At 53.0% G+C, this 26,364-nt stretch carries 17 protein-coding genes; 7 read left to right on the top strand and 10 right to left on the bottom strand.

Translation table 11 applies throughout. The annotated features are described in order from the left end of the window. Positions 1-15 precede the first annotated feature (15 nt). Positions 16-1,311, bottom strand: coding sequence for an ABC transporter substrate-binding protein (locus C173_RS07155; protein WP_036723584.1), 1,296 nt, complete (start codon positions 1,309-1,311; stop codon positions 16-18). A 617-nt stretch (positions 1,312-1,928) separates the two neighbouring features. Here C173_RS07155 and C173_RS07150 point away from each other — a divergent pair. Next, positions 1,929-3,893 (top strand): S-layer homology domain-containing protein, encoded by a 1,965-nt coding sequence (locus C173_RS07150; protein ID WP_036723583.1) that lies wholly within the window; start codon positions 1,929-1,931, stop codon positions 3,891-3,893. Between the two features lie 23 nt (positions 3,894-3,916). Then, entirely contained in the window at positions 3,917-6,460 is a 2,544-nt protein-coding gene (locus tag C173_RS07145; protein WP_155991326.1) for a hypothetical protein, read from the top strand. Positions 6,461-6,552: 92 nt separating this feature from the next. Here C173_RS07145 and C173_RS07140 read toward each other — a convergent pair whose 3' ends face one another. Further along, on the bottom strand, positions 6,553-7,269 hold the full coding sequence (locus C173_RS07140) for a GntR family transcriptional regulator (RefSeq protein WP_036723582.1): 717 nt from the start codon (positions 7,267-7,269) through the stop codon (positions 6,553-6,555). 273 nt (positions 7,270-7,542) lie between these two features. Between C173_RS07140 and C173_RS07135 the strand changes: the two genes are divergently transcribed. After that, the gene (locus C173_RS07135; protein ID WP_036723581.1) at positions 7,543-8,871 is read left to right on the top strand and encodes a 6-phospho-beta-glucosidase; all 1,329 of its coding nucleotides are present in this window, start codon (positions 7,543-7,545) and stop codon (positions 8,869-8,871) included. 88 nt (positions 8,872-8,959) lie between these two features. On the opposite strand, the gene C173_RS07130 is transcribed toward C173_RS07135, so the two are convergent. The 3 genes from C173_RS07130 to C173_RS07120 form a co-directional block, all read right to left on the bottom strand. Then, entirely contained in the window at positions 8,960-11,305 is a 2,346-nt protein-coding gene (locus tag C173_RS07130) for a UvrD-helicase domain-containing protein (protein ID WP_036723579.1), read from the bottom strand. Positions 11,306-11,398: 93 nt separating this feature from the next. Further along, positions 11,399-11,869, bottom strand: coding sequence for an Imm30 family immunity protein (locus tag C173_RS07125; protein WP_036723578.1), 471 nt, complete (start codon positions 11,867-11,869; stop codon positions 11,399-11,401). A gap of 274 nt (positions 11,870-12,143) precedes the next feature. Further along, on the bottom strand, positions 12,144-13,019 hold the full coding sequence (locus C173_RS07120) for a Cof-type HAD-IIB family hydrolase (protein WP_036723577.1): 876 nt from the start codon (positions 13,017-13,019) through the stop codon (positions 12,144-12,146). Between the two features lie 396 nt (positions 13,020-13,415). Here C173_RS07120 and C173_RS07115 point away from each other — a divergent pair, with 396 nt between their 5' ends. Continuing rightward, a complete protein-coding gene (locus C173_RS07115) occupies positions 13,416-14,657 on the top strand; it encodes a DUF445 domain-containing protein (RefSeq protein ID WP_036723575.1) in 1,242 nt (413 codons plus the stop codon). 231 nt (positions 14,658-14,888) lie between these two features. Here C173_RS07115 and C173_RS07110 read toward each other — a convergent pair whose 3' ends face one another. The 3 genes from C173_RS07110 to C173_RS07100 form a co-directional block, all read right to left on the bottom strand. After that, entirely contained in the window at positions 14,889-15,215 is a 327-nt protein-coding gene (locus C173_RS07110) for a P-II family nitrogen regulator (protein WP_036723574.1), read from the bottom strand. 284 nt (positions 15,216-15,499) lie between these two features. Further along, positions 15,500-16,606, bottom strand: a complete 1,107-nt coding sequence (locus C173_RS07105) for a glycosyltransferase family 4 protein (protein ID WP_036723573.1) — start codon at positions 16,604-16,606, stop codon at positions 15,500-15,502. A gap of 104 nt (positions 16,607-16,710) precedes the next feature. Next, complete coding sequence (locus tag C173_RS07100) at positions 16,711-17,535, bottom strand: hypothetical protein (RefSeq protein ID WP_155991323.1); 825 nt, start codon at positions 17,533-17,535, stop codon at positions 16,711-16,713. Positions 17,536-17,836: 301 nt separating this feature from the next. Here C173_RS07100 and C173_RS07095 point away from each other — a divergent pair, with 301 nt between their 5' ends. From C173_RS07095 to pulA, 3 genes are all read left to right on the top strand, one after another. Next, positions 17,837-21,310, top strand: coding sequence for a PAS domain S-box protein (locus tag C173_RS07095; RefSeq protein WP_063830888.1), 3,474 nt, complete (start codon positions 17,837-17,839; stop codon positions 21,308-21,310). Then, positions 21,307-21,933 carry a C39 family peptidase gene (locus C173_RS32730; RefSeq protein ID WP_081751057.1) on the top strand — a complete coding sequence of 209 codons (627 nt, stop codon included), beginning with the start codon at positions 21,307-21,309 and terminating at the stop codon, positions 21,931-21,933. The genes C173_RS07095 and C173_RS32730 overlap by 4 nt, the downstream gene beginning before the upstream one ends. Positions 21,934-22,602: 669 nt before the next feature. Further along, entirely contained in the window at positions 22,603-24,558 is a 1,956-nt protein-coding gene (gene pulA / locus C173_RS07085; RefSeq protein WP_036723571.1) for a type I pullulanase, read from the top strand. A 174-nt stretch (positions 24,559-24,732) separates the two neighbouring features. Here the strand turns inward: pulA and C173_RS07080 are convergent, their stop codons facing one another. Then, entirely contained in the window at positions 24,733-25,581 is an 849-nt protein-coding gene (locus tag C173_RS07080) for a hypothetical protein (protein ID WP_036723688.1), read from the bottom strand. A 112-nt stretch (positions 25,582-25,693) separates the two neighbouring features. Beyond that, positions 25,694-26,215, bottom strand: a complete 522-nt coding sequence (locus tag C173_RS07075; protein WP_036723570.1) for a TetR/AcrR family transcriptional regulator — start codon at positions 26,213-26,215, stop codon at positions 25,694-25,696. Positions 26,216-26,364 lie beyond the last annotated feature (149 nt).

Genomic DNA, 26,364 nt, shown 5'->3' with positions numbered 1-26,364 from the left:
CGGACGTACTCATCGTTACTTCAGAGGGGCGATAGTTGTCTCCAGCTCAGCCAGAGCCTCTTCAGGTGATTTAGCGCCGCCGATAACTTCAGAGGTGGCCATATTGAGCGCGTTGGCAACTTCGATGGAATAGCCGGTATCGGGCGGCGACACAAGCGCTGGAGCATTTTCCATCAGATCGTTCAATTCCAGCGAGAGCGGAAGCATGGTCTCCTTGTCGATCCCGTCTTTGGTAATCGGAACAGCTCCGGCATCGGACAGCTTCTTGGAGGATTCGGGGGAGCTGTAGAGCTTCATGAATTCAATAGCCTCGTCGATCAGCCTGGAGTTTTTATTGACCACCATTCCGTTCAACACGCCGATTACACTGTCCTGATTGCCCTTGCCGTCCGGTATGGCCGGAGTATTGAAGTAGCCAAGCTCAAGTTCCGGCGTCTCTTCGACTGCGGTTGGAGCCAGCCAGCTTCCGATCGGGTGCATGGCACCGCTGCCGTTCAGGAACAGCATGTCCGCCTCACTGTCGCTTGCGGCAGTTACATTTTCGTTAATATAGCCTTTATCCCAGAGCTCCTGCACGTAACCGTAGGCTTTGACAAAATCAGGCGAATTGAACGGTTGCTTCAGCTGCATAGCCTCACTGTAGGCGTCTTCGCCCACAACCCGGGAAATGATATGGGCGACCCAGTTGCCTGCCGTCCACAGATCGGAGTTGCCGATCACGAGCGGGGTGATGCCTGCCTGCTTGATGGTCTCGCATACCTTAAGGAATTCCTCCCAGGTAGCTGGCGGCTGAAGACCCAGATCATTAAATACCGCTTTATTGTAAAAGATTACGTTCGTCACATCGCCCGCAGTTGGAATCATATACGTCTTGCCGTCGATCACCATACCATTGAAGGTACCCTCCGCGAACATATCCTTCAGTCCTGAGCTTTGGAGCTGCTCTGTAATATCCGCTGCATAACCGTCCGTTACTCTTGTCTGCAGGCGCTGCCCCGCCCATTCAAAGTACAGGTCAGGAGCGTTCTTGCCGCTTAGCAGATTTGGCAATCCGATCGTCTGATAGGTGTCATCGTCCTGATAGCTGAATTCCACCTTAATCCCCTGATGCTGCGCTTCAAACTCCTTGCCGATCGTTTCCCAGACCTTGATCAATCCTTCGCCGGGCGAACCCATAGCAATACGGAGTGTTTCCGGTTTGGCACCGGAGCCTCCGTTATTGGCCGGGCTGTTATTAGAAGCTGCAGAAGAGCAGCCCGTTAAGGCGGTAACCAGCATCGTTGAGATCAGTGCAATCATCCGTTTGTTCATTCGTTAATCGCTCCTTTGATTGGTATTGGCAAATAAGTTGACGCGACTACGCTCTTTATCCTTAGTCCCTACTCTCCCCTACGCGTTCACACTCCTAAATGTAATGTTATATGACTCGTTTGAGTGAGGTGTTTCTGATTTTTGTGTGTGATTGGTTGAGCAATGAAAATTTGTAGTAACAATATTGCTTTCATTATTCATGATAGCAAGAAGCCTGTCAATTGTTTTTTCATGCAAAAAGACATATAAAAATCATTTTATCCAGAAAGTAAGCAGTAAGTATTTTTGACCAATGGATTATTGTAAGCGCAAACAACATTGATTTAACAAGGAAATTTACGATGTTATGGGAGTTTGTGGAAAAGGGAGGAAGAATATCTCTCTAATTAATAAATGTATTGACAATTTGTTATGATTAAAAATAGAATGTGGGTAAATGTTACTACAATAACATTGATAATATGACATGGAGGTGACATGAAAAAACCTGCCAATTTGAAAAGATAACCTGAAAAGGATGTCACCCCTGGAGATTATGCAGCACATGCTTCCGAAGCAGTTGTGTACGAAGTTATCAGCTGAAGTACCGCTTAACAAAACCTTGAGGAGGAGTGCATATGAAGTTCAAATGGAAGCAGACGCTTGGAGTATTCGCCGTAGTGTCATCCGTGGCGTTTACGGGTATGCCCGCAGCATCTGCAGAAGTAGCGGAGAGGATTCCTGCATGGGCCGCAGAGGAAATAGCCTCGTGGAAAGAGATGGGGCTGCTCAAAGGCAATCAGGAAGGTCTCGTTCTGCCGAATGAAGGAATCAGAAAAACAGAATTCGTCGCCCTGATTAACCGGATCTTTCATTTCAGTGAGGAGAGCGGCCAGAGCTTTACTGACGTCCCTAAGACGGCATGGTACGCCTCTGACATCAGTAAAGCGGTTGCTGCCGGTGCTCTTATTGGTAACGGCGAAGGCAGGATCAATCCACTGGAGGTCCTGACCCGTGAGCAGGCGGCGCTGATTCTCAGCAGAGTATTTAATGTTGCAGCCTCCGGGAATTCCTTCGTCCCGTTTACCGATGATGCTCAACTTGCCGGCTGGTCCAAGGAAGCGATCTATGCTATGAAGGAAGCTGGTTATGTGGCGGGCACACCGCAAGGCGCGTTCCAGCCCAAGAAGGCACTGACGCGGGCCGAGGCCGTGAAGATGATGAATAACACCATGGGCCTCTTGGTTGCCGACGGCGGAGATCATTCGGGAACCTCCGGCAGCAACCTGATTGTTAACACAGCTGGAGGCACGCTATCGGATCTGAACTTCTCAGGGAATGTATATATTACTCCCGGCGTTGGCGAAGGTAATCTGAGTTTCATCAATGCTAAGATTGGAGGCACCGTTTACATAAACGGCGGCGGTATGAACAGCATCACCTTAACGGACAGTCATGTGGGCAGAATTGTAATCAGCAAGCCCGCATCTCCGGTAAGGGTTCTGTTGAAGGGAAAGACGATAGCCGGGAAGATTGATGTAACTTCTGCTGCCCGGATTGTCAATGAATCGGATCAGACGGTAAGTACCGTTAACCTGCTTACGCGGGCTTCCGATGCTGTCTCTGTATCAGGGGATGTTAATGAATTGAATGTAGCTGCACCGGCAAGCTTCACGCTGGAGGGCGGCCAGATTGGAAGCTTCAACGTCTCGTCCAAAGCAGGCGGCTCAGCGATTAAGCTGAATAAAGGCGGGGTTGTCAAGAAAATGACCTTGAACAGCGCAGCAACTATAACCGGTGAAGGAATAATCGCAGAAGCGGTGGTCAATGGAGAAGGCGTGTCTTTCTCTGTCAAGCCGGACAAGCTGACGATGAATGCCGCGAAGGTAAGCATAGGCGGACAGGATTTTGATGCTTCAGGTCAACTGATCACTTCAGCGGCCGGCCATTCGGGAGGAACCGGTTCAAGCGGCGGCACGGGAAGCCAGGCCCCTACTCCTACTCCGGCTCCAACCTCAAGCCCGGGTACAGGGAGTCCAACGCCGACACCGACACCAACAACAAAACCGACACCAACACCAACGCCAACAACGAAACCAACACCAACGCCAACACCAACACCAACAACGAAACCTACCCCAACGCCGACGCCAACCCCAACACCTGAGCCCAAAGCTCCGGAGCTGTATACCTATGCCGAAGCCTTAAGCTCCTTCAGATCCACAGGAGCAGAAGGATTAGCCAAGCAATACTTGACCTTCCTTCAGGACCCTTCATACACGCCTTCGATAGCGAACAAAGATGTGACCATGCCGAACCTTGTGAATGCAATAACCTTTGTAAATTATGAATTTAATATCAAACCTTCCATATTCGCTTCGATGCGGGGGATTAACACCTCTGTATTGGACAAAACCCGGACTTATTTGTGGATCGGAACAGACAGCGGAGTCACCAAAATCAATCTCGTCACGAATGAAATGATAAGTTATTCCGCACAAGGCAAGCAATTGTACGATGACAAGGTGCTTCTGCTTTTACCGGATGAAAGTACGGGTGTACTGGTTATTACACAAAGCGGCGTATCGCATATCTACCAATAAGGAAAGGGGAGCTTACCATGTACATGATGAAAAGAAATGGCGTGAAGATCACGGGTGCACTGCTTGCCTTAACGCTGTTCGTACTGCCGGCAGCGCCCGTGCTTGCGGAGAAGCTGCCGGGTGCGGGCTACTCTCCTGTTCAGCTGGAGGCTGTGCAGACCAAGGAAATGACCTATTACAAAGCCGGATCTGCCTCCATCCCGGGCACCCTTGAATGGGTCACCGGTACTGCTGCGCTCAAATTCCTGCCGCTCTCGGTAACCGGTGATGTAACCAGTGTAGTTCTGGACGGGGGGGTCTACTGGATTGGAACGGAGACCGGCCTGCAGCGGGTTGACTTCGGCGCAAGCGACACTAAGGATATCGTTCAGTATATGGCCGGACCAAGGTATCTGTATGGCGGAGACGATCATGTGACGGGACTTGCCAGTGACGGGCAGAACGGCATTTGGGTCCGGACAGCGAGCGGTGTCACGCATATCGCGATGCCGGAGAAGACGCTGCATGACAAATCGTTTATCTATGAGGATCTGGTGAAGTCGATTCTGGACCGGCGCGGCATGGTTCATGGCGCAGGCTTTACGTTTACGGAGATGGACAGCACGCTGGATGCGGTCAATTACAACTCTAAGACCGGAGTATTCACCTCCACACCTACCACCAGTGACAATGACGGTCTATGGACAGCGATGTATGCAATGGGGGAGATTTTCCGCTATAAAGCACTGCAGGAGCAGTACGGAGCCAGCCCGGCTTCCGGGGAGCAGGCAGAAATTGCTGATGCAAGAGCGGCGGCGCTTAGAGCGACCAAGGCCGTTCTGCTGCTCGATTATGTCTCCGGACGCGGAAACGGATTTCCGGCACGCTCCTATATGCTGACCAGCGAAGCGAGTGCGGCTACAGTGGGCAATTCAGTGTACGGCTACCAATCTCAGAACGGCTTCTGGTTCCAGAACTTTGTCGGGCCGGACATGACTAACCCGAATGGAATCATTCCAAGCATGCAGCGTAACGACGGGGTGGAGCCTATCGGCTATTCCATGGTGAGGGTAACCAAAGACGCAGAGAACAAAAAAGGCTCTACGCTGTTCCCGAGCGGAGGTACCGATGTGCTCAATTACAATGGGCTTGGGCTTAGTCAAGCTGCCATTGACGAGCTGAACCTGACGCGTCCTGAAGGCCAGAAGCTGGGGATTGATATCAAGACACGGGTTGGAACTACCGTAACCGGCGCAGTATATCAGGTGCTGCCTGTCATTACAGCCGCCACTAACAACAATGACGCGAAGGAAGATAAGACAACGGGTATCAATAATAAGCCGCTGTTTCAGCTGACAGCTCCCGTCTATGAGCAGATTCCGGAATTCTTTAATGATTTGTTCCCGGATAGCGCAATTGTGGATGGCCATATCGACATGAACCAGATTGTGTATAAGGCAGATACTTCTGCAGATGAAGTGGATGGCCATTATGCCATGTTCTATACAGCTTATAAATATCTGGTTGGTGACAGCACCGATCCTGAACTTCTTGAGCTGAAATCCCTCATTGAAGAAACCACGCACCGCATGACAGAGCTGATTTTGAAGGACGACCATTATTATATTGAGGATGCCACCGGCAAATCAACACAGTGGTCCAGATGGTTCGCCAAATACTTCAACGACAGCCTTGGCGTTATGGAGCAGCAGGTACAGTGGCAGTCCAAGATCGGCGTTGACGAAAAAGGGGATGATGCGCTGTCCTACGGTTACGAAGACGGCCCGCTCAACGCACTGCAGGTCATGGCTGCGCTGAAATCAGCAAGCTATATTGTCGCAGCGAGCTATCCGGCTGATTCGGCCAAGTATGAGCTGGCGTATGAGCAGGCTTTTGCAGGCAGCTACAGCAAGGAAGAGCCGTATATCAACGGTAAGGGCTATATGGCCATGGCACAGGACTATATTGAGCGCAGACTGGTGCGTCAGGCTACCAATGCTTACAGCGAGAACGACAACCAGCCGGTAACTATGGATAATGCAGGCGATGGCACGAACACCAATGCGACGCTTCATAATGACTGGACCCAATATATCAATTACTCGGATGAAGAGCTGGGCTGGTTCCCGGTATTCATACTTGTTACGCTTGAGCAGGATGCAGGCAGACATGCGCAGATTGTAGCAGCCTATGATCAATGGTACTCCAATGAGGTGCGGGAGGAGAATCCGTTCTACACCTTCCTCTACCAGCTTGCGCATCCGGACAAAACTGATGTCGATCTGCAGTCGGCGGTCCGCTTCCTGTACCGTTTCCCTGAATTCCAGATTGAATTCCCGGTGCAGTGGGACCGTCAGGATGTGCTGTATATTGAACCGGGTGACCGCGATGATTATAAACAGACGAACTACGCACTGGCTCCGGATGAGCGGCGCATCATTAAGCATAACTCGAATCCGTTTGAAAATGACAGCCAGACTACCGGGGCCAATCCGGGGTATAACTACCATTCAGGCAGCATTGAGGCGGGTTCGGTATTCACACTGCCCTACTGGTTGGGGCGCTATTTTGAGATCATCAAGGAGTAACAGGGCTTACTGAGCTGAAGGTAACGGAGCCGGAGCGCCCCATCCAGGGGTGCTCCGTATGCTCTCTGCGCTGACGGTCGCCCGGCCTTCCTTCATCCAAACTGTCTCTCGATAGTATAGCTGGGGAAATCACCCCGGAATACGCCGAAGCTGTATTCCAGAGGGGAACCGTCGGCCAAATACGTAAAAGTTCTCACTTGCAGGCAGGGGGAGCCTTCTTTGACACCAAGCAGCCTGCTGGCTGTTTTGTCCGCGAGTACAGGCTTCAGCTGCTCCACAGAGCGGTGGGCCTTCAGGTTATACTCTGACTCAAGGAAGGAGAAGAGCGATCCATCCTTATATTCATTAATGAGCCCCGGGGCGAGATCCCAGGCAATATAAGTAGTCTCATACAAGAGCGGTTCATTATCGGCATAGCGGAGCCGCAATAGCTGGTTTACCGGTGCTTTCAACGGAATATTGAGGAATTCATTGAGCGGGATTTCCGCAGGTGTCACTTTGGCTTCAATAATTGTACTGGTCGGCTCTTTGCCGCTCATCAGCACATCTTCAGTGAAGCTTCGTTTCTGGTTAAGCTGGAGCTCCTTACGTTTGACAAAGGTGCCCTTACCCTGGTGCCGCTCAAGAATATCCTGAACCTCCAGTTCGCTGAGCGCGAGGCGGATGGTGGTCCGGCTGGCGGAGAACATCTCGCATAACGCGGCTTCGGTGGGAAGCTTCTCTCCGACAGCATAGAAGCCGGATTGGATCTGTTTGAGCAGTTGTTCTTTAATATTGAAATATAATGTATTATTTGTTCTCTTTGTCATTACAAGTTTCCTCCGATGCCAATTTGTTATATTATATCACGGAAAAAGAGCAGGAGAAACCATATGGAAATGACGGGATTTTGAATCCATAATGTGTGCACCCTTTGCCGGGTATAGAGATTCACAAATCATTTGAGCGATTAGAAAATCCAATGAGGAGAAAAAAGGTTAAAAAAGGACATGTATTTGTAGGAACAATAAATAGAATTGTTATTATAAACATCTAACCGGGGCAATAATAGAGCATTTCAAGAGAGACGGAGGAAATCACAAATGAAGAAGAAACACTTGAAAATCGCAGTCATCGGAGGAGGTTCCTCCTATACGCCGGAGCTTGTTGAAGGCCTGATCCGGTATCATGATGAATTTCCGGTTGCTGAGCTGTATCTGGCAGATATCGAGGCAGGGGCGGACAAGCTGAGAATCATAGGGGAACTGGCGCAGCGTATGATTGATGCAAGCGGCAAGCCTATCAGGCTGCATACGACACTGGACCGGCGCGAAGCGATACGCGGTGCGGATTTTGTCGCTACGCAGATCCGTGTCGGCATGCTGGATGCACGCTCCAGAGATGAGAAGATCCCGCTGGCCCACCATTTAATCGGCCAGGAGACGACGGGCGCGGGCGGGTTCGCCAAGGCGCTTCGCACCATTCCGGTCATTCTGGACATTTGCCGGGATATCGAGGAGCTGGCTCCGGGTGCGTTCATGATTAACTTCACCAATCCGGCCGGTATCATTACGGAAGCCGTCTCGAAGCATTCCCGGGTCAAGTCTGTGGGGCTATGCAATCTTCCGATAAGCACGAAGATGCAGATCGCTGAGCTGTACGGGGTTCCGCAATCGGAAATGTTCATTGAGATTGTCGGGATCAATCACCTCAACTGGACGACCCGGGTGCTGATTGAAGGGGAGGACGTGACGGAGGACTTTCTCAATAAGCTGTCGGGAGCCAAGGGGCCTTCGATGGCCAACATCCCCGATCTGGAGTGGGATTCGGAGTTCATTCAGTCCGTAGGTGCACTTCCCTGCCCGTATCACCGTTACTACTATATGAAGGAAGAGATGTACCGGGAGATCTCTGAGCATTACCAGGAGAGCGGCAAGACACGTGCCGATGATGTGAAGGAAGTAGAAGCCGAGCTGTTCGAGATCTATAAGCAGCCTGAAGTGAACAGTAAGCCGGCTCAATTGGAGAAACGCGGCGGTGCCTACTATTCGGAAGCGGCGGTTCAATTGATGAAGTCTATCTATAATGATACCGGCGATATTCAGACCGTCAATGTGCGTAATCAGGGGGTTATTCCGGATCTTCCGGGTGATGTCTCCATTGAGATCAACTGTGTCATCAAATCCGATGGGCCGCATGCGCTTGCACCAAGCCAGCCCCTTCCCCCGCAGATCCGAGGTCTGCTGCAGGTAGTGAAGGCTTACGAGGAGTTGACCATAGATGCTGCAGTAAGAGGAGATTATGCCTCTGCACTGCAGGCCCTGACGATCCATCCGCTGGTGGGTGACGAGCGGATCGCCAAGGAAGTACTGGCCGACATTCTGGAGCAGAATGCTGAGTACCTGCCCCAATTCCAGGTGCGGGCAAGATAAACCCGGGAATAACGGCATCAGCCCCTTTCTGCAGCGCCGATTAGCTGCTGAAAGGGGCTGATGTTATGCATGGCAGCCGTGCGTCCTGTTATACCGGGACCTCCCGGGTGCTTGGTTCCATCGGGGAGCTGCAGAGCGGACACGGCTTCGAGGTCAGGTGATCCTCTGCGCCGCCCGCCTTCTTGCGGGTCCAGCCCGGACAGGCTTTGCCGGTGCACTGCCAGACCGGAACAGTATGTGTTCTCACTGCGGCTGAACCGTGTGTGCCGCTGCGGGTTACATGCGTTCTGCCCGGGCTGCTGGCTCCGGCGGCTGGAGCCGGTGCCAGTGGGCGGGCCGCCGAACGGAAGGCCGCGAGCATGAAGCGCGAGACCTCCGCTTTCTTGCCCCGATGCCTTGCAGGCGAGCTGATGAACAGCTCCTCCCTGGCCCGGGTAACGGCCACATAGGCGAGCCGGCGCTCCTCCTCCAATGCGGCAATGCCCGCTTCGGCTGCGGCTTTTGCAGCAGCCGCGCTGATCACCTTGACCGAGGCCTTCGCTGGCTTGCGGTCCTTCGCACGGTCCTCCTCCAGAGCGGAGCTATGCGGCAGAATTCCCTCTGAGGCTCCGATCAGGAAGACTACGGGGAACTCCAGTCCCTTGGATTTGTGGATGGTCATCAGCGCCACCCGGTTGCCTTGCTCCTTCAGCCCCGGCTGCCGGTTCTGCTCGTTACGCTCCGTTACGTTGTCGATGAATTCGAGGAACAGCGGAATTGTAGCGAAGCGCTCCGCCGAGGACTCCAGCTCATCCAGCATTTCCTTCAGCGTCTCCCGGTGCAGCGTAGCCTGATGGCGCTCGCTGCCTTCGATGAAATAATCGTAGAATACTGTGCGGATCTGGCGGATCGCTTGTAGCGGTGTCAGCTCCCGCAGGCCACGGATCAGGTCTAGCCGCTCGCGCAGCTTGACGCCCTTGAAATCTTCCATGCCCGGCATGGACAGCAGATGAATCAGCGGGCCCTGCTTCGCTTGCACCGCCTCCATACGCCGGATGTGCTCCATTCCCTTGTCCCGGTTCATGTAGAGTGTCGGCAGAATGTTCTCCATGGCGGCGAAGTCACGGCGGTTCACCGACAGGCGCAGGTGATCCAGCACCGGAGAGATCAGCCAATGCTCATAGAGCAGCTGGCCTTCCCCATAATCTATATAAGGAATATCGTGCAGCAGCAGCAGCTCCAGGACCGCCCGGTTGCTGCTTGTCGCGCGGTACAACAGGGCGAAATCACGGTATTCCCGGGCCCCGCTCTGCGTTTCACGCTCAATATGCTCCACGATTTGTCCAGCCTCGTCATCTGCTGTCTGCGGACGCAGATAACGGGGCGGCAGGCCGCTGCTGCGGGCTGCCTGCAACGTCTTGGCGCGGCGCCGCGAATTATGGCGGATAATGCCGTTGCCCAGCCCGATGATCGCCGGACCGGACCGGTAGTTGATATCCAGTGTGATCACCTTGGCCTGCGGATACAGCTTCTCGAACTCCAGGATGAACTCGCTGCGGGCACCGTTGAAGGAGTAGATCGTCTGGTCATCGTCGCCGACCACCATCAGGTTATCCTGCGGAGCAGCAACCATCTTCACCAGCTCATATTGCAGCGCATTCGTATCCTGGAACTCATCGACCATCACATATTGATACTGCTGCTGTAGCTCCCTCAGCAGCGCAGGCTGTTCGCGGAGCATCTGGTAGGCGAGCAGCAGCACATCGTCGAAGTCGATTTTGAAATGATCGGTCTTCCACTGCTCATACTGAGCCAGGATAGCCTTCATCTCCTTCTCTGCCTCGGTAGTCTCCGGCAGCTGTACGGGCAAGCCCATATTCATCTTCCAGGCGGAGAGCAGACTGAGCAGATTCTCAGGAGGATAGGCATCCTTCGGCAGTCCCAGCTCGCGCATAATCTGCTTCAGCAGAATATGCTGGCGGCGGGTCTCGCTGAAAATATCCTGCCGCAGTCCCTGCCGCCGCAGGAAATAAAGAAAGAACGAGTGGAACGTACGCGCCTGCAGGCGCGCAGCATCCCCCTCGTTCACCCCGGGCAGCAGGGCGATCCGCTCGCGCATCTCTGCAGCTGCCTTGCTGGAGAAGGTCAGCAGCAGCAGGCGTCCGGGGGCGATGCCGCGCACAGACAGCAAATACCCGGCTCTGCAGATCAGCACCGAGGTTTTGCCGGAGCCGGCTCCAGCCAGTGTCAGCAGCGGCCCGAGATGATGGCGTACCGCCGAGATCTGCGGCGGATTGAGCAGAATGCCGCCTGCCTCCAGCCGCCTGAAATAAGCGGCATCGCTGTCCCCCGGCTGTACCGTCTCCCGGCTTGTCCGGGCTGAGGCTACCTTCGCCTGGGGGATATTCTCACCGCTGGCTCCCAGCGGGATATTATGAAATAAGAGCTTATTCATTATGTTCACCTTCGTTTGTTTCTGAATGCGTAATCAGTCATGCGGTTTTGGCCAGTATACACTATAACATTCCGCACTCTATTCTGCACGAGGCTATCTCCCGGATGCATTCAGCTTGGCCAGAAAAGAATTCACCTTGCGCTCGTACAGCCGGGGCTGGTCCTCCTTGATCTCCTCCAGCAGGAAGGCCAGGCACTGCCGGATTCTTGGCGGCATACGGACGGCGATCTCGGCGTAATCCTTGCGGTAGCGGTCGTCCTGGAGAATTCTTTGATTCAGCACAATCGCCCAGTTGCGAGCGTGCTCCAGCATCTCCGGCAGCGACTCCAGCAGCTGGGTCAGATACATCTCCATCTGGACACTCTCCACAAAATGAACAAGGCTGAACATCACCTCTTCCTGCTCCGTATCATCGTCGAATACTTTGAAGATCTGGTGAATGACGGCATCCTCTGTATCACCGGCCAGACCCTCCAGTGCCTGATCGAACTGCTCGCATTCCAGCTCGGTGCGCAGCAGCCGGTTCTCATATAACCGGGCAATCCCGGGGTATAGGTGGTTCATAGAGTAATTCCTCCCAGCAGAAAATAACGCCATTTATCATAAAGTCCACTTTTTGACAGATAATACTAATATATTGGACAAAGGACTAGCTGATTATAACAGATAGACAAATAGAAGTGAGGTATGGAGGGATATCATGTTTATTCCGGTGCTTATGGAATTAACCAATGCCGAACGGTTGACGCTCATTCTATATTTAGCAGTCAACCTGGGCGCCATCTCATTATTATGCTTTCGGCGCTCGGGAACCGACCGCCGCTAGCGGAAACAGCCTTCATTTGAAGGCTGTTTTGCTGTTCAGAAGATGCCGCAGTCCCGCCGCTACACCATTCTCCGTATGGCTCAACGTAATGAAGTCGGCGGTCTGCTTCAGCACGGGGGCGGCATTCTCCATGGCAATCTTGTACCCCGCCATCTCGAACATAGGCAGATCATTGTAGCTGTCGCCCATCACCGCCACTTGCTCCGCAGGAATCCCGTAATGGGCTGCGAGCATGCTAACACCGGTGCCCTTATTCGCTTCCTTATGGTTGATCTCGATATTGTTGACATGCGATGCGGTAATAATCAGCCCGGGAATGGCAGCGAACCGCACAGAGGCTTCCTTCAGCAGCTCACGGTTCAGCGAGAAGACCAGGGTCTTATAGATCAGATTCTCTTCCTTGCTCCAGACGTCCTCCATCTTCTCCACGTAGGTTACCGCTGCCTGCTGGAACTGCTGGTCTACCATCGCCTGGAGCAGCCAGGCTAATTCCTCGGGGACCTCAGTATCCTTAAGAGTAGCCAGCTTCTCCAGCTGTACCCGCTTGTCCAGCTCTACATATACGTTATCCTCAGTGTATACCTCGTAATACAATTCAGGAATTTCATTCATCCAGCGCAGTGCGGGGATAATATCCTCTTTATTCAGCGGAGTGCTTGCCGCCACCGTCCGGTCAGCCAGCGTGATCACAGCACCGTTAAGACTCACCACAGGGCACTCCAGATCAGCCAGACGCAGCTGCCGTTCAGCATCCATGTAGGAACGGCCCGTAGCGATAATCACGATATGCCCCAGGCGCTGTGCTTGAAGAATAGCCTCTTTATTCTCGTTGCTGATTTCACCCTCCGCATTGAGCAGTGTTCCGTCCATATCCAGTGCAATAAGCATGTGATTGATCTCCTGTTCTATCTATTTATTGTAATTTCCCCTTCAAGGGCGCGCAGGCTTTGTCTGAAATATAAGAAATTATATGTTTCACACGATAAATTATCCTTCTATTTCTCGCTGAAACGGTACCGTCCCTTAAAAGGACGGCAAAGCCGTTTCCACTTATATTTTATCATTATTTACTCGGAAATTTAAAATTAAAGTGTTCATCTATAGTATTACAGAACAGCTTCCCTGCTGCATGCAGCGTGACGGATTTTCAGAAAAGAGTGCTCCCGTGGTACAATGTAAGGCAGACCTGTAACCTGACAGCCTGGTTCGTCTTCTGCATGTGTAAGGGACGATGACCGGGATGCAAGCGGCATGGGGTCGCTATGTAAGGGGGAAAAGATACTGATGAAATCCAGAAATTTAGCTACGATCTCTCTCGCTATTATGGCCTGCGGCTTTCTGTTCACCTTGTTTCTGCCGGAGAATCTGGCAGTTATTCTGCTGAGAGGCGGCTTCGAGGCAGGTCTGGTCGGAGGAATCGCCGACTGGTTTGCTGTGACAGCGCTATTCCGCCATCCGCTGGGCCTTAGAATTCCGCATACCTCGCTGCTACTGAAGAACCGGGATAAGCTGATCCAGTCCCTGATCTCTGCGATGGAGAATGAGCTGTTGAACAAGGAGAGCATTGAGAATAAGCTGCGCACCTTCAATATAGTCTCGCTTGTAGCTGGCGTACTGACCCGGTTCTTCTCCAGAAAGAAAGCGCGGCAGGAAGTGCTGGAGCAGCTGAAGGGCTTCGTGCTGCGGCTTCCGGTAGAGCAGGCTGTTCCGTATATTCAATCGGCAGCAGCAAGCTATCTGCGTGAAGCTAAGCTCGGAGTCGCAGCAGATACCATAGCCACCAGCCTGATGAATGAGGGCAAGGATATTGCAGCCCTTGATTTTGCGCTGGAGGGGATCTCCGCCTGGAGCGGACGCCCGGAGACGCGGGCCATGCTGGGCAAGATCGCCAGTGAGAAGCTGGCCGAGGTGAAGCTTGGCGGACTGAAGGGAATGGCCTTCCAGGCCTTCGTCGGGTTCGTGGATGCTGATATGCTGGGGGAAATGCTTCAGGGTATGGTGCAGTCTACGATCCGTGACTTTAAGGAAGAGGACAGCCCTTACCGGGAGGAGGTCATCCGGGAGATCCGCGTGGCTCTGTTCCAGCTGCTGAGCGATGAAGAACGGATTGCCTCACTGAAGAATTGGGCGCTGAATGAGCTTCAAGGGGAAGCCGCTGCCGCATTTGTACTACAGCAGCTGCAAGGGCTGCGCGGCAAGGCGGTTACGCTGCTGGAAGAGGACCGGGGCCGGGGCGGGCGCAGGCTGTTCTCGCTGTATGCCGCGCTGGTCCGGCGGGTTAGCCAGGAGAAGGAATGGATTCAGACAACAGAGGACCGGATTCGCGGTACACTGATCTCCTTCGTGGAAGCTAATCATTACCGGATCGGGCAACTGGTAAAGGAGAACCTCGATCAGATGGACGATGCCGCTCTGGTGAATATGCTGGAGGAGAAGGTCGGCAAGGATCTGCAGTGGATTCGTGTCAACGGGGCCGTCTGCGGCTTTGTGGTCGGGCTGGGACTTACCGTGATCCAGCTGATCTGATCATCGCAAGACCAGGAATTCATAAAGGCAGCAAGGCAGTCCCCGGTCGTCCGTGAAGACGGAGAGCGGGGGGATGCTTTGCTGCCTCTTTCATGGAAATATAAGAATGTATAGGTTTCACGCTATACTTTATCCTTCTATTTCACGCCGAAACGGTACCGTCCTGTAAAAGGACGGCAAAGCCGTTTCCACTTGTATGCGTCAATATAGCAGGGCTAAGATTTTCTTTCTCTATAGCTGGTTCTTGCCGTTGCTGATGGTGAAGACCTCCTGTACAGGCAGGACAAAGATTTTGCCGTCGCCGAAGGAGCCATGCTCACCGGATCTGGCCGTACGCATAATAATGCTGATGACGTCATCCTTGTCTTCATCCTGAATGACGATCATCAGCAGCTTCTTGGAGATTTGATTGTAATGGTTGGTTCCGACCTGAATGCCCTTTTGCTTGCCGCGCCCGAGCAGATCCATCTTGCTGATGGAGGGGAAGCCGGCCAGCAGCAATTCGGCCATCACTTCATCCGCTTTCTCAGGTCTTACGATAGCTTTGATCATTAACATAACGATGCACCCTTTCTACAGCGAATAATAGGTTGTAGGGGGTTGCCAATATCTCGGTGGCTTACTGTATAGTGCATTTGTTTAATGGCAACGCTTACACGTGTAGTATATTATTAACTCCGGCTGCATCCTGCGAGAAGGATCACAAAATCCGTATTACACATTGTCGTATCCTGACTGGACTTACAGTTCGGCGCTGTCCGTCCGCCAGGAAAGTATTTCAAGGTAAAGTGTTGTGCCCCTTATTTAACCGGAGGAGCCTTCTAGAAGGATGATTCCTCTGGTTAACGTGAAGGAACCAGCTTCAGATAAATGTTCTCCAGCAGCTCTGCGGTATGCTGCCACTCATACATCTGCAGCGCATCGCTTCTTCCCTGCAGTCCGATCCTTGCGGCAAGGTCCGGATTGCGGCCGATCTGCAGCATACGGCTGGCAAAAGCAGCAGGGTTCCTGTACTGCTTCACCAGATAGCCGTTACGGCCCGAATCGATAATCTCCCGGATTCCACCGTTGCTGGAGGCGATCACCGGCAGCCCCGAGGCCATCGCCTCCACATTCACCAGCCCGAAGGCTTCATGCTGCTGGGAGGGGCAGATAAAGCAGTCGGCAGCCTGATACATACTGTGGATATCCTCATGGGGAATATTGCCAAGAAATGACACCTGTACGCCCAGCCGCCGGGCAAGGGCTCTCAGCTGCCGGAGATACGGCGGCTTCCCCTTGCCTGCGATCAGCAGCCGTGCGGGCATATGCCGATTCAGGCGGTGCATGGCCCGGAGCAGCACAGGCACTCCCTTGCGCGGAATGACCCGGCCTACGAACAGGACCGTGAAGCCGGGGCCAAGACCATGCAGCGTGCGCAGGCGCGCCTTCTCCTGCGCAGATGCAGGAGTGAAGCGCGACAGGTCTGCTCCCAGAGGAACCACGCGAAGCTTGCTGCGGATGCGGGGGAACCTCCGGATAAGCCGCTGCTCCAGGGAGCTGCTGTTGGCCGTGACGGCATCGGCCAGGGCCAGGCAACGGGCGATGCCGGGCTCCTGCGGCACGAATGTGAGAGAGTGAAGGAATATCATCACCGGAGTGCCGGGGTACTGCCGCTTCACAGCCGCCGCCAGCCGCGGCCGGTTGTCGATCTGAATAAGATCGAACGGCTCTGAGGCTTCCAGGAATGTAAGAACGGAGCTGCGGTACCGGGAAGGGGTGCCTGAGGGCAGCCGGATGAACTGGACCTGCTCGAGCTCATCCGTGTCAGGAAGCCCGGCGGCTCTGCGGCTCACAATGGTTACCTTGTGTCTCTTGGTCAGCCTGCGCGCGATATTCCAGATGCAAATCTCCACAGAGCCGTCCCCGGGAACCGTGAACTGCTCCGGTGCAATCATGCAGATGTGCATTGTGGCTGCTCCTCCCGCTGCATAGTAGATAGGGTTCTTAACCTAACATATGCGTTCAGGCGTGCAGAAGTCACAGGAGCAAGTGGGGAACGGCCTTCTGCGGTCTAGTTGCCTGTCTGTCTAAGAGTAGCTGCAATGACTCCGGCAATCGTCTGCTCATACTCCAGGATCTTCAGCTTCCCCGCCGCGATCTGCTTGTACCCGGCGACCATAGAAGATAAGGATTGTCCGGCCAGAGCCGGATTCTGCTTGCGGATAGCCGCTTTGAAGTCACTCCAATCTGCCGTTAGCCGCTTGTTCAGGGCAGAGACTGCGCTTTTCTGTGATTTGATTAAGCTTTGCGGTCTGTCAATGCCCGCCAGGGTCTTACGGGCAGCGGCCATTCGGCGGGTACGGGTATCCTTGGCGGCCTTGAGCAGCGCTTCCTTGTCGCGGATCTCCTGGCGGGCAATCTGGACCAGCAGCTTCATGGCTTCCGACTGGGCCTTCAGGACGGAGTTCAGTGTCTTGTCCTTCAGTCCCTTGAGCAGGGAGATCCGCTTGTTCAGCGCGCTGTATTGATCGAACAGCGGCTGATAACGCTGCTTGGCACTGCTGACGGCAGCGCTCAGCTTGGTGATGGAGGCCTGGTCCATATTCTTGATGGACTCCCGGACTGCATTCAACGCCTCTGTATTCTGATCATGGAGCGTCCTGATCTGCACCTCCCGGCTGTCATACCCAGCAGACAGGGTGGTCAGCTCTGTGAACTGGCTCTTCATCCGGGTGCGGGCAGTGCTGTCCGCCCTAGCAGCAGTCAGGTCAAAGGAAGCCTGAACCGATGAGGTAATCACCGTCGCCGCTGCCGAAGCCGGACCGGCCGGGAAGCTTAGGGCAAGGGCAATCAAGAGGGACAGCAGCAGACAACTTGGCTTATACAGATTGTTCATTAACATTCCTCCGCTTGTCTTCATGTCCCGGAACACAAAGAAAGCACCCGCAGTAAAGGCCAACAGGCCTCTATTACGGGTGCTTCCGGCGTAATGAGTCACGAAGATAGTTTTGTTTTTTATTATAGATATAATATCTTAATTTTGTCAATATTATCAATTTAACTTATGCGAATCAAGGGGAGGACCTTCATTTCATTCCGTGACGGTCTTATCGTATACTGTGAAGGAAGAACGTCAAGTGAAGCACAACAGAGGGTCAGCAGAAGAGCCAGCCCCAAGATGAAGGAGGCCTTAGGTGATGGATAACCTGGCTAGGAATAACAGCATTCTCGATCAAGCCTTCCAGTTATCTCCGGTGGGGATGGCTGTATTGTCTCCGGAAGGAGGCAGATGGATGAAGATTAATCCTGCTTTTTGCAATATGCTGGGCTGCACTGAGCCTGAATTTCTCTCAGGGACTCTATCGGGGGCCGGCCGGGACCTGCAGGAAGAATTCTCTATTCAGCGAATCGGGACAGAGCTTGCACAGCGGCAGGGACAGCCTCTACAGGTGGAGCAGCGGTTCTCCGGCATTGACGGGCAGCCGTTCTGGCTCGTCCTGACCTTCATTCCGGCCCAAGAGGAGCCTTCCGGCCGGACCGTTATTGTATATGCACAGGATGTAACAGACCGCAAAATTGCTGACCAGCTGACCGTAGACAGCCGCGATCTGTACAATTTATTCATAAAAGACGATCAGAGCATGATCTCCTTCTCCCTGCCCGACGGGACGATAACCTTCATATCGCCGTCCTCCTATTCCCAGATCGGATACCATCCGGAGGAGATCGTCGGCAGGAACCGCGCCGAATTCTATCACCTGGAGGATGTTGAAGCAATCAACAGCTCCGGCAGCCTGCTGAAGAACAATATCTCCAGTCGCCGCCTGCGCCATAAGGAGGGCCATTATCTATGGTTCGAGACATCCTTCCATGTGGTCCGCGGCGATAAGGGTGAAATCACACGGATTATGGGGATTGGCCGTAACGTCACCCGGCGCAAGCACAGCGAGGAGGCCCTTGCGTCCGCGCAGCGGGTGGCGCGAATAGGCTCATGGGGCTGGGATCTGGTGAAGGGCAGAATCACGTTCTCCGACGAACTGCGGCGTATTCTGCAATATAGTGTGGAGACAGGCCAAGTGAATCAGGAGGCCTTCCTGGCACTGGTCCATCCGGAAGATGTCCGGATTCTGCAGGAGGCCGTAGAACGGGCTATGGGACTAGGGGAGCCGGGGAATACGGCTTACCGGATGATTTTGCCGGATGGGGAGGTCCTGATGGTGCATGTCCAGTGGGATGTCATCCTGGGACCGGAGGGCCAGCCAGCCCAGCTGTTCGGTATGATGCAGGATATTACGGAGCGTATGCATATGGAGGAGCAGCTGCGGGAGAGTGAACGGAATTTCCGGCTGATGTCGGAGAACTCTCTCGACCTGATCTCGCGCCATGCGATTAAGGACAGTATCTTCCTGTATTGCTCACCGGCCAGCCGTTCGCTGCTCGGTTATGAGCCTGAGGAGATGATCGGCACCAGTGCCTACGATTACCTGCATCCTGATGATCTGGAGATGATTCTGAATCAGATGGCGGAGAGCGTGGATTCGGGATTGATTCCGCCGGCCTCCTACCGCTACCGCCACAAGAACGGTACCTATGTCTGGTTTGAAACGAACAGCCGGTATATTTTTGACGCGCAGGGCCGGAAGACAGAGATTATTGCCGTAGGCCGTGACATTACTGAACGCAAGCAATTCGAATCGAAGCTGCAGGAGAGTGAGCAACGCTACAAATCCCTGTTCGAGTATAATCCTGCGGCGGTATATTCCATGAATCTGCAGGGCGATTATCTGACGGCGAATGCCAATCTGGAGAAGCTGAGCGGCTACTCGCTGGAGGAGCTGCTGGGGAATTATTTTGGACCGCTGGTGGCTGAGAAGGATATCCAGAAGACGCTGCATCATTTCACCCTGGCCAGCCAGGGGGAGCCGCAGAGCTATGATCTGACGCTGATCCACAAAGACGGGCATCCGGTGGAGATCAATACGATTAATATTCCAATAGTTGTGGATCATCAGGTGGTTGGGGTATATGGGATCTCCCGCGACATTACGGATCATATCAGGTACACGGAGCAGATTGAGAAGCTGAGCAATGATTATACCCTGATTCTCAATGCCGTGTCCGAAGGAATATTTGGTCTGGACAACGAGGGGCGGGTCACCTTTATTAATCCTGCGGGGGCGCATATGCTGGGCTTCGAATGTGATGAGATTACCGGGCATCCTTACCTGGACCCCATCCAGCAGACCGCGCTTGACGGCAACCATTACCGGCCGGAGGAGTCTCCGCTGATGCGGGCAGTCCGGGCAGGAGAAGCTCATCAGAGCCTGGATGCGGTGCTGTGGCGTAAGGACGGCTCCAGCTTCCTGGCCGAGTACCAGGTAACCCCACTGTTCGACAAGGGTGAGCGCAAGGGAGCGGTTGTTGTCTTCCGTGACATTACCGGGGAGAAGGAGATTATCAGAGCCAAGGAGCTGGCGGAGAAGGCGGACCAGGCCAAATCGGAATTTCTCGCCATCATGAGCCATGAGCTGCGTACACCGATGAACGGAATTATGGGCATGACCGATCTGCTAAGTGAGACGGAATTGACGGAAGAACAGCGGGGGTATGCCCAGATTATCAGCGAGAGCAGTGCATCCCTGCTATATATTCTTAATGAAATTCTGGATTTCAGCAAAATCGAAGCTGGTAAAATGACGCTTACCCACGAGCCGGTAAGTCTGGTGGAATTACTCGACAATATCACGGAGCTGTTCATGCCGAAGGCCCGTGAAAAGAATATTGAGCTGTCCTGCCGCATGGCTGCGGATGTGCCGGAGCTGATCATGGGAGATGCGGCCCGGCTGCGCCAGGTGCTGGTGAATCTCGTCAGCAATGCCGTGAAATTCACCGAGACGGGACAGGTCTCCATTCTGCTCAGCAGAGAATATAGCAGGGAGCGCAAGAAGCTGACGCTCAAATTCAGCGTGGCCGATACAGGGATAGGAATCCCTTCTGAGAAGCAGCCGCTGTTGTTCCAGTCCTTCTCGCAGCTGCACCCGTCCATTAACCGCAAGTATGGGGGAACCGGACTGGGGCTGGCCATCTGCAAAAAGCTGGTGGAGCTGATGGGCGGTGCCATTACTGTGGATAGCGTAGTCGGGGAAGGTTCGAATTTCTATTTCATCCTGCCTGTAGATATGGAGCTGGAGCCGGAAGGCGGCTGGGAGGATACGGTGATTGTCTCTGATCCGGCGCCGGTCTCTGAACATAGTAGCATCCCGGAAAAAGGCGAATCCGCTGCTGAATTCGGGCCTCTACGTATCTTGGTGGCGGAGGATCATCCGGTGAATCAGAAGCTGCTGGTGACTATGCTGGACAAAAGAGGCTATGCCGCCGATCTGGTCGATCATGGCGAAGCGGCGGTGCAGGCAGTGCTCCGTGAGCGGTATGATCTGGTATTCATGGATGTACAGATGCCGGGGATGAGCGGGCTTACGGCAACGGCCAGAATCCGCGAGCAGGCGCCTGCCCCGCATCAGCCGTATATTGCAGCTGTGACAGCGTATGCCAGAAAAGAGGACCGGGAGCGCTGCTATGCGGCGGGCATGGATGACTTTGTCAGCAAACCGTTCCTGGCTGCCGAGATTGACCGGGTGCTGGAGCGTTGCAGCCATAGGGTATCCCTATGAGCCGGAGGCCTTCTGGTGAGCGATTGAAGGCGAAGGCGTATACACAGTGGGAGACAGGCGTAGCCTCGCCTTCCTCAGCCTGCGGGCCGGCGACCATGGCGGCCCTCCTGGAATATTGGCATTCGCAAATGGGCCGGACGTTTATTCCGGGTATCCGTCATTTTGATTCCATGGCCGCGCATATCAATTACATCTACACCCATCATGGCGGGACGCCCTGGGGCATGAGCGCACGCAGCTTTGTCAGAGGCCTCCGGGCGTACATCGGCGCAGCCCTGCCGCCTTTAAGTAACCGCTCCGACCTGATTAACGTATCCGTGTTCAATGATATCGGTCGCTACCGGGCCGAGATTGATGCCGGGCGTCCGGTCGCGCTCAAATTCGACAAGTGGTTCAGCTTCCGCTGGCGCGGAAGATATGCGTATGACTATCATTGGGTGCTGGGAATCGGTTATGAGGCTGAGGAGGACGGCTCCTGTAAGCTGATTGTCCATGACAACGGGGTGCAACATCCTGGCGGCGGTTATACGCCGGGCAGAGAACGGCAGATCACCTATTCCGCGAATAAAAAAATACTTACAATGGTTTCGCTCAATCTGCCGGAATCGCCAGATGTGCCGTGACAGACGGGCAACTCCTATTCTGGAAGGAAGCCACCTTTAGCAAGTAAAGAACTCCTTGGAGTAAAGAGGCAGGCATTCAGTTCGTAGCGAACCATATCAGAGATAAATGTATTCTATGCAACTAAAAACACTGAAACGGGTAGAATCCCTCTTCTAATTGTAGTCTGTACAACTAAATTTGCCCGAATGGGCGAAAATCCAGGTATAGAGGGATTTTAATTGCAGGAAATACAACTAAACGTTGATTAAGCGGCACATAGGGCGATTTAGTTGTACAAATTACAATTAAGCCTACCCCTTGCAACCTAATTTTGGCCCAGTAAAGCCTCAACAAGCAATTAGTTAAAATAATTTCTCATGCATTTAAATCTGATGAGCTACAGTCTGCTTCAAGATCATGGCCGGGCCGGGGCAGGATATTTCTTGTGTCCCGGCCTTTTTGAAATATAGAATTTATATGTTGCACAGGATAACTTATCCTTCTATTTCTCGCTGAAACGTTACCGTCCTTTAAAAGGACGGAAAAGTCGTTTCCACTTGCAGAGTGTGATTCAAACGTTTGCACAAAGTTGGCGGTTAGGATAAAATTTCAAATAGAGAAAAGAGGAATTGTATAAATCCCAGGAGCCCTGCCGTATATTTAGTTAAGGGTAAAGGAGGCGGTATGCCTTGTCAGTACAGAAGGAAATGAAGGAACCGATTGATTACGGGGACCCGGCGGCTACCAGCGGAATCTCCGTCTTCGACCGGAATTTCGATGAGCTGTTCAGCTATGACGGAGAGGATCTTGGCCTAACCTATTCGGCGTCCGGCTCCGCGTTCTGTCTGTGGGCCCCGACAGCCCAGGAAGCGGAGCTGGTGCTCTATCCATCCTGGAAGGATGCTGCACAGCGGCAGATACCCATGGTGCGAGACGTCCGGGGAACCTGGAGACTCAGCGTTCCGGGCGATCTGGATGGAATGTTCTACACCTACAGGGTGCGTATCGGGGAGCTATGGGATGAAGCGGTGGACCCGTACGCCCGCGCGATCGGCGTGAACGGGGACAGAGGGGCTATACTGGATCTGCGCAAGACCGATCCCGCGCGCTGGACGCAGGATAAGCCGCCGCTTGCGGACCCGGTGGATGCGGTGATCTATGAGCTTCATCTGCGTGACTTATCGGTTCATCCTGCCAGCGGGATTAAGCACAAAGGGCAGTACCTGGGTTTGGTGGAAGCGGGGACCCGCGGCCCAGAAGGAATTGCGACAGGGCTTGACCATATTGCCAGTCTGGGTGTTACCCATGTGCAGCTGCTGCCCATCTATGATTATGCGACAGAGAGTGTGGATGAGACACGCCTGGATGAGCCTCATTATAACTGGGGATATGACCCCAAGAATTACAATGCTCCTGAAGGCTCTTATGCATCAGATCCGTATGTTCCGGGCCTGCGCATCCGGGAGCTGAAGACAATGATTCAGGCGCTGCATGACCGCGGCCTGCGTGTCATTATGGATGTGGTCTACAACCATGTCTATGACGGCTTCCGGGTGAACTTCACCAAGCTGGTTCCCGGCTATTATCTGCGGTATAAGCAGGACGGGCGGTTGTCGAACGGCTCAGGCTGCGGGAATGATACTGCTTCCGAGCGGAGGATGATGTCCCGCTTCATCGTTGAGTCCGTGCTGTACTGGGCCAGGGAATACCATATCGACGGCTTCCGCTTCGATCTGATGGGTCTTCATGATGTAGGGACTATGAACGAGATCCGCCGTCGTCTGGATGATCTGGACCCTTCGATTATAACGATAGGCGAAGGCTGGGTGATGGACACGGAGCTGGCCGAGGACCTTCGGGCCAACCAGTGCCAGGCCAATCAGATGCCGGGCATTGGCCACTTCAATGACGGCTTCCGCGATGCAGTGAAGGGTAATATATTCCTGCATGACCAGAAGGGCTTCATCAGCGGCGGGTTCGGCTTCGAACGCAATGTGAAGGCAGGCATTGCCGGAGCGATCTACTACGGGCCCGGCCTCGGGCAATACGCCCAGGAGCCGCAGCAGTGTGTGAACTTCGTGGAGTGCCACGACAATCATACACTGTGGGATAAGCTGGTCTTGTCTACGGCAGGAGTGGAAGACGGACAGCGCCGCGCTATGCACCATCTGGCCTCGGCTATGGTGCTGACGAGTCAGGGGATACCGTTCATTCATGCCGGGCAGGAGTTCCTGCGGACCAAGGACGGTGTGGAGAACAGCTATAAATCGCCAGTGGAAGTGAACTGGCTGGACTGGGAACGCTGCGCGGAACATGCCGGATCTGTAGCATACATGAAGCAGCTGATCGCACTGCGTGCCGCTCATCCCGCCTTCCGGATGCGTACCGCCGATGAGATCCGTGACCATCTGGTGTTCGAAGAGGCACCGGCGCAGGCGGTGGCCTTTACGCTCCGCGATCATGCCGGAGGAGATTCTGCGGAGCATCTGTACGTTCTGTACAATGCCAACCCCGAAGGTGCAACCCTGATGCTGCCCGAACTGGGCGAATGGGACATTATATTCGGCGAAGCGCATATTGGACGGTTGGAGAGAGGTACTTTAACCACTGCAGGAATAGGAATGATCGTACTTGCTGTGAACTAATGGATAGGTACCGCGATTAAAGGTATCACGCCGAAGCAGGCTGCCGGGGCAGTCTGCTTTTTGCTGTGGCGGAAATATGCTTAGTGTAGGCGAAAAACCGAACACAATGTGCAGGGGTCGGGGGCTGTATTAAGCCCAAACACTCACCTTTTGTAAAACCTTACTCAATATATATCATATCCTTCTCACCCGCGACATTAGAGCCGAAATGACAGTGAGCAGCCAAACCAGTAAACAGAGGAGGGCAAATATCGGGAACAAGCTAATCTCAAACATAGAACGGCCAAGACTGGTCTGAACGGCTATTACCAAAATGGCAATCAGCCAAGCTATACAACCTGTATGCAGGAGCAGACGCTGTTTGCCGGACCCTAGATTCGAATGTTCCAGCAGCCAGGCGGGTAACAGCAGGGTTTGGAGCGAATGGAGGCCAATTCCATGTAGTACAATATAATTGCCTCCAGCTCCGGTAAAACGGCCTTGTAAGCTCATCATGATCAGTCCGGCCAGATTAGCTATAAATACCGCCAGCAAGGCATAACGGATACCGTTGATTAGTACAGGGCGCGATAAGGGAGCCTTCATTTTCAGAAATTGGACAGCCAGCAGGATACCCCCGATGACAAAAGAAAGAGATACGACGCCAAATAAAGCTCCCCCAAGGGTATCCACTAGGCCGCCGGCTTTAGAGAAACGGGGATTGAAGCCCCGGAAATTCTGCAGGGTTTCAATTACATAGCTGTATGAAGCAGCAACAATAAAAAGCCGGCGAATGACTTTTCTCATGCGAGCGGTAAAGCCTGCAAAGGGTAAGATCGCAGCAATAGATAACAGAAAAATTCCTAAGGCTGCTGCAAATGAGAATACATTTTCTATATTACCCTCCGGTAGAACAACTGCTCCTTGAAAGAACATAAAGACAGCAGCACATCCCGCAATAACAAACCCGAGCCCTCCAAGCACAACGAGCCCTTTTTCACGCTTGAAAATAGATACGGCAGATGTCATCAATTCGGTCAACATAGTATGCAAGGTTAGCTCACTCCTTTATTTATTTATCGATTAATAAATAATTATCCAAAATAATTGCAAGCAGTAACAGATAAGATTTATCCGTTTGCTGCTTGCATTTACTTCATTCTTTAGTCATCAGTATGGATTGTTTTATTTCTGACAGATCAAGTACCTCGGATAACGTGACTAGCAGCCCTATGCTCATAAAACGGATTGCATTTCCTTCCGAATCAGGTACCCCGGCTTTCTGGAATTTGGCAGTCACTTCGTCAAAAATAGTCGTATAGAGCTTAGCAGAATGTTGTTTGATCCCCGCTTCAGATATGGTGTAAGCCTGCATGACCATCAGTACTTCGGAACGGTGTGTCTCCATTAATTTGAAAAAACTGGCGCCCATCGCGCCAACCAGCTGATCAGCAGGTGCCTCGACTTCCATAAAAGTGTTATGAATCCGATCATATGCACGTTTTAACACAGCTATATATAAGTCTTCTTTGTTGTCAAAAAAATGAAAGATGTAGGGCTGCGTAACTCCCGCGGCTTTAGCTACCATAGCAGTGGTTGTCCTGTAGTAGTCATATTCTGCAAATAAGGTCAAGGCACTTTCCATAATTTTTTGCTTCTTATCTTCCTTTGCTGCCATTGTGATCATTTCCAATCGTTTATTTATCGAGCGATAAATAAATCATATAAAAGAAACATTTGTCTGTCAATCCTGCTGTTCTTGCTAACAGCTCGATGCACGGATAACGCCCATAAACCCGCTTTTAAAAATAATTCTCCATTCATCAT

Origin of the sequence: Paenibacillus sp. FSL R7-277, assembly GCF_000517965.1 — a bacterium.
Lineage (GTDB): Bacteria > Bacillota > Bacilli > Paenibacillales > Paenibacillaceae > Paenibacillus_AQ > Paenibacillus_AQ silagei.
The sequence above is the reverse complement of the archived record's forward strand: the minus strand, read 5'-3'. Positions and strand labels throughout refer to the sequence as shown.

Bases quoted from the DNA above. Each gene is read 5' to 3' on its own strand.
- C173_RS07095 (WP_063830888.1), top strand. From the start codon at position 17,837: ATGGATAACCTGGCTAGGAATAACAGCATTCTCGATCAAGCCTTCCAG.
- C173_RS07155 (WP_036723584.1), bottom strand. From the start codon at position 1,311: ATGAACAAACGGATGATTGCACTGATCTCAACGATGCTGGTTACCGCC.
- C173_RS07100 (WP_155991323.1), bottom strand. From the start codon at position 17,535: ATGAACAATCTGTATAAGCCAAGTTGTCTGCTGCTGTCCCTCTTGATT.
- C173_RS07140 (WP_036723582.1), bottom strand. From the start codon at position 7,269: ATGACAAAGAGAACAAATAATACATTATATTTCAATATTAAAGAACAA.
- C173_RS07135 (WP_036723581.1), top strand. From the start codon at position 7,543: ATGAAGAAGAAACACTTGAAAATCGCAGTCATCGGAGGAGGTTCCTCC.
- C173_RS07150 (WP_036723583.1), top strand. From the start codon at position 1,929: ATGAAGTTCAAATGGAAGCAGACGCTTGGAGTATTCGCCGTAGTGTCA.
- C173_RS07120 (WP_036723577.1), bottom strand. From the start codon at position 13,019: ATGCTTATTGCACTGGATATGGACGGAACACTGCTCAATGCGGAGGGT.
- C173_RS07130 (WP_036723579.1), bottom strand. From the start codon at position 11,305: ATGAATAAGCTCTTATTTCATAATATCCCGCTGGGAGCCAGCGGTGAG.
- C173_RS07145 (WP_155991326.1), top strand. From the start codon at position 3,917: ATGATGAAAAGAAATGGCGTGAAGATCACGGGTGCACTGCTTGCCTTA.
- C173_RS07075 (WP_036723570.1), bottom strand. From the start codon at position 26,215: ATGGCAGCAAAGGAAGATAAGAAGCAAAAAATTATGGAAAGTGCCTTG.
- C173_RS07080 (WP_036723688.1), bottom strand. From the start codon at position 25,581: ATGTTGACCGAATTGATGACATCTGCCGTATCTATTTTCAAGCGTGAA.
- C173_RS07115 (WP_036723575.1), top strand. From the start codon at position 13,416: ATGAAATCCAGAAATTTAGCTACGATCTCTCTCGCTATTATGGCCTGC.
- C173_RS32730 (WP_081751057.1), top strand. From the start codon at position 21,307: ATGAGCCGGAGGCCTTCTGGTGAGCGATTGAAGGCGAAGGCGTATACA.
- C173_RS07125 (WP_036723578.1), bottom strand. From the start codon at position 11,869: ATGAACCACCTATACCCCGGGATTGCCCGGTTATATGAGAACCGGCTG.
- C173_RS07110 (WP_036723574.1), bottom strand. From the start codon at position 15,215: ATGTTAATGATCAAAGCTATCGTAAGACCTGAGAAAGCGGATGAAGTG.
- C173_RS07105 (WP_036723573.1), bottom strand. From the start codon at position 16,606: ATGCACATCTGCATGATTGCACCGGAGCAGTTCACGGTTCCCGGGGAC.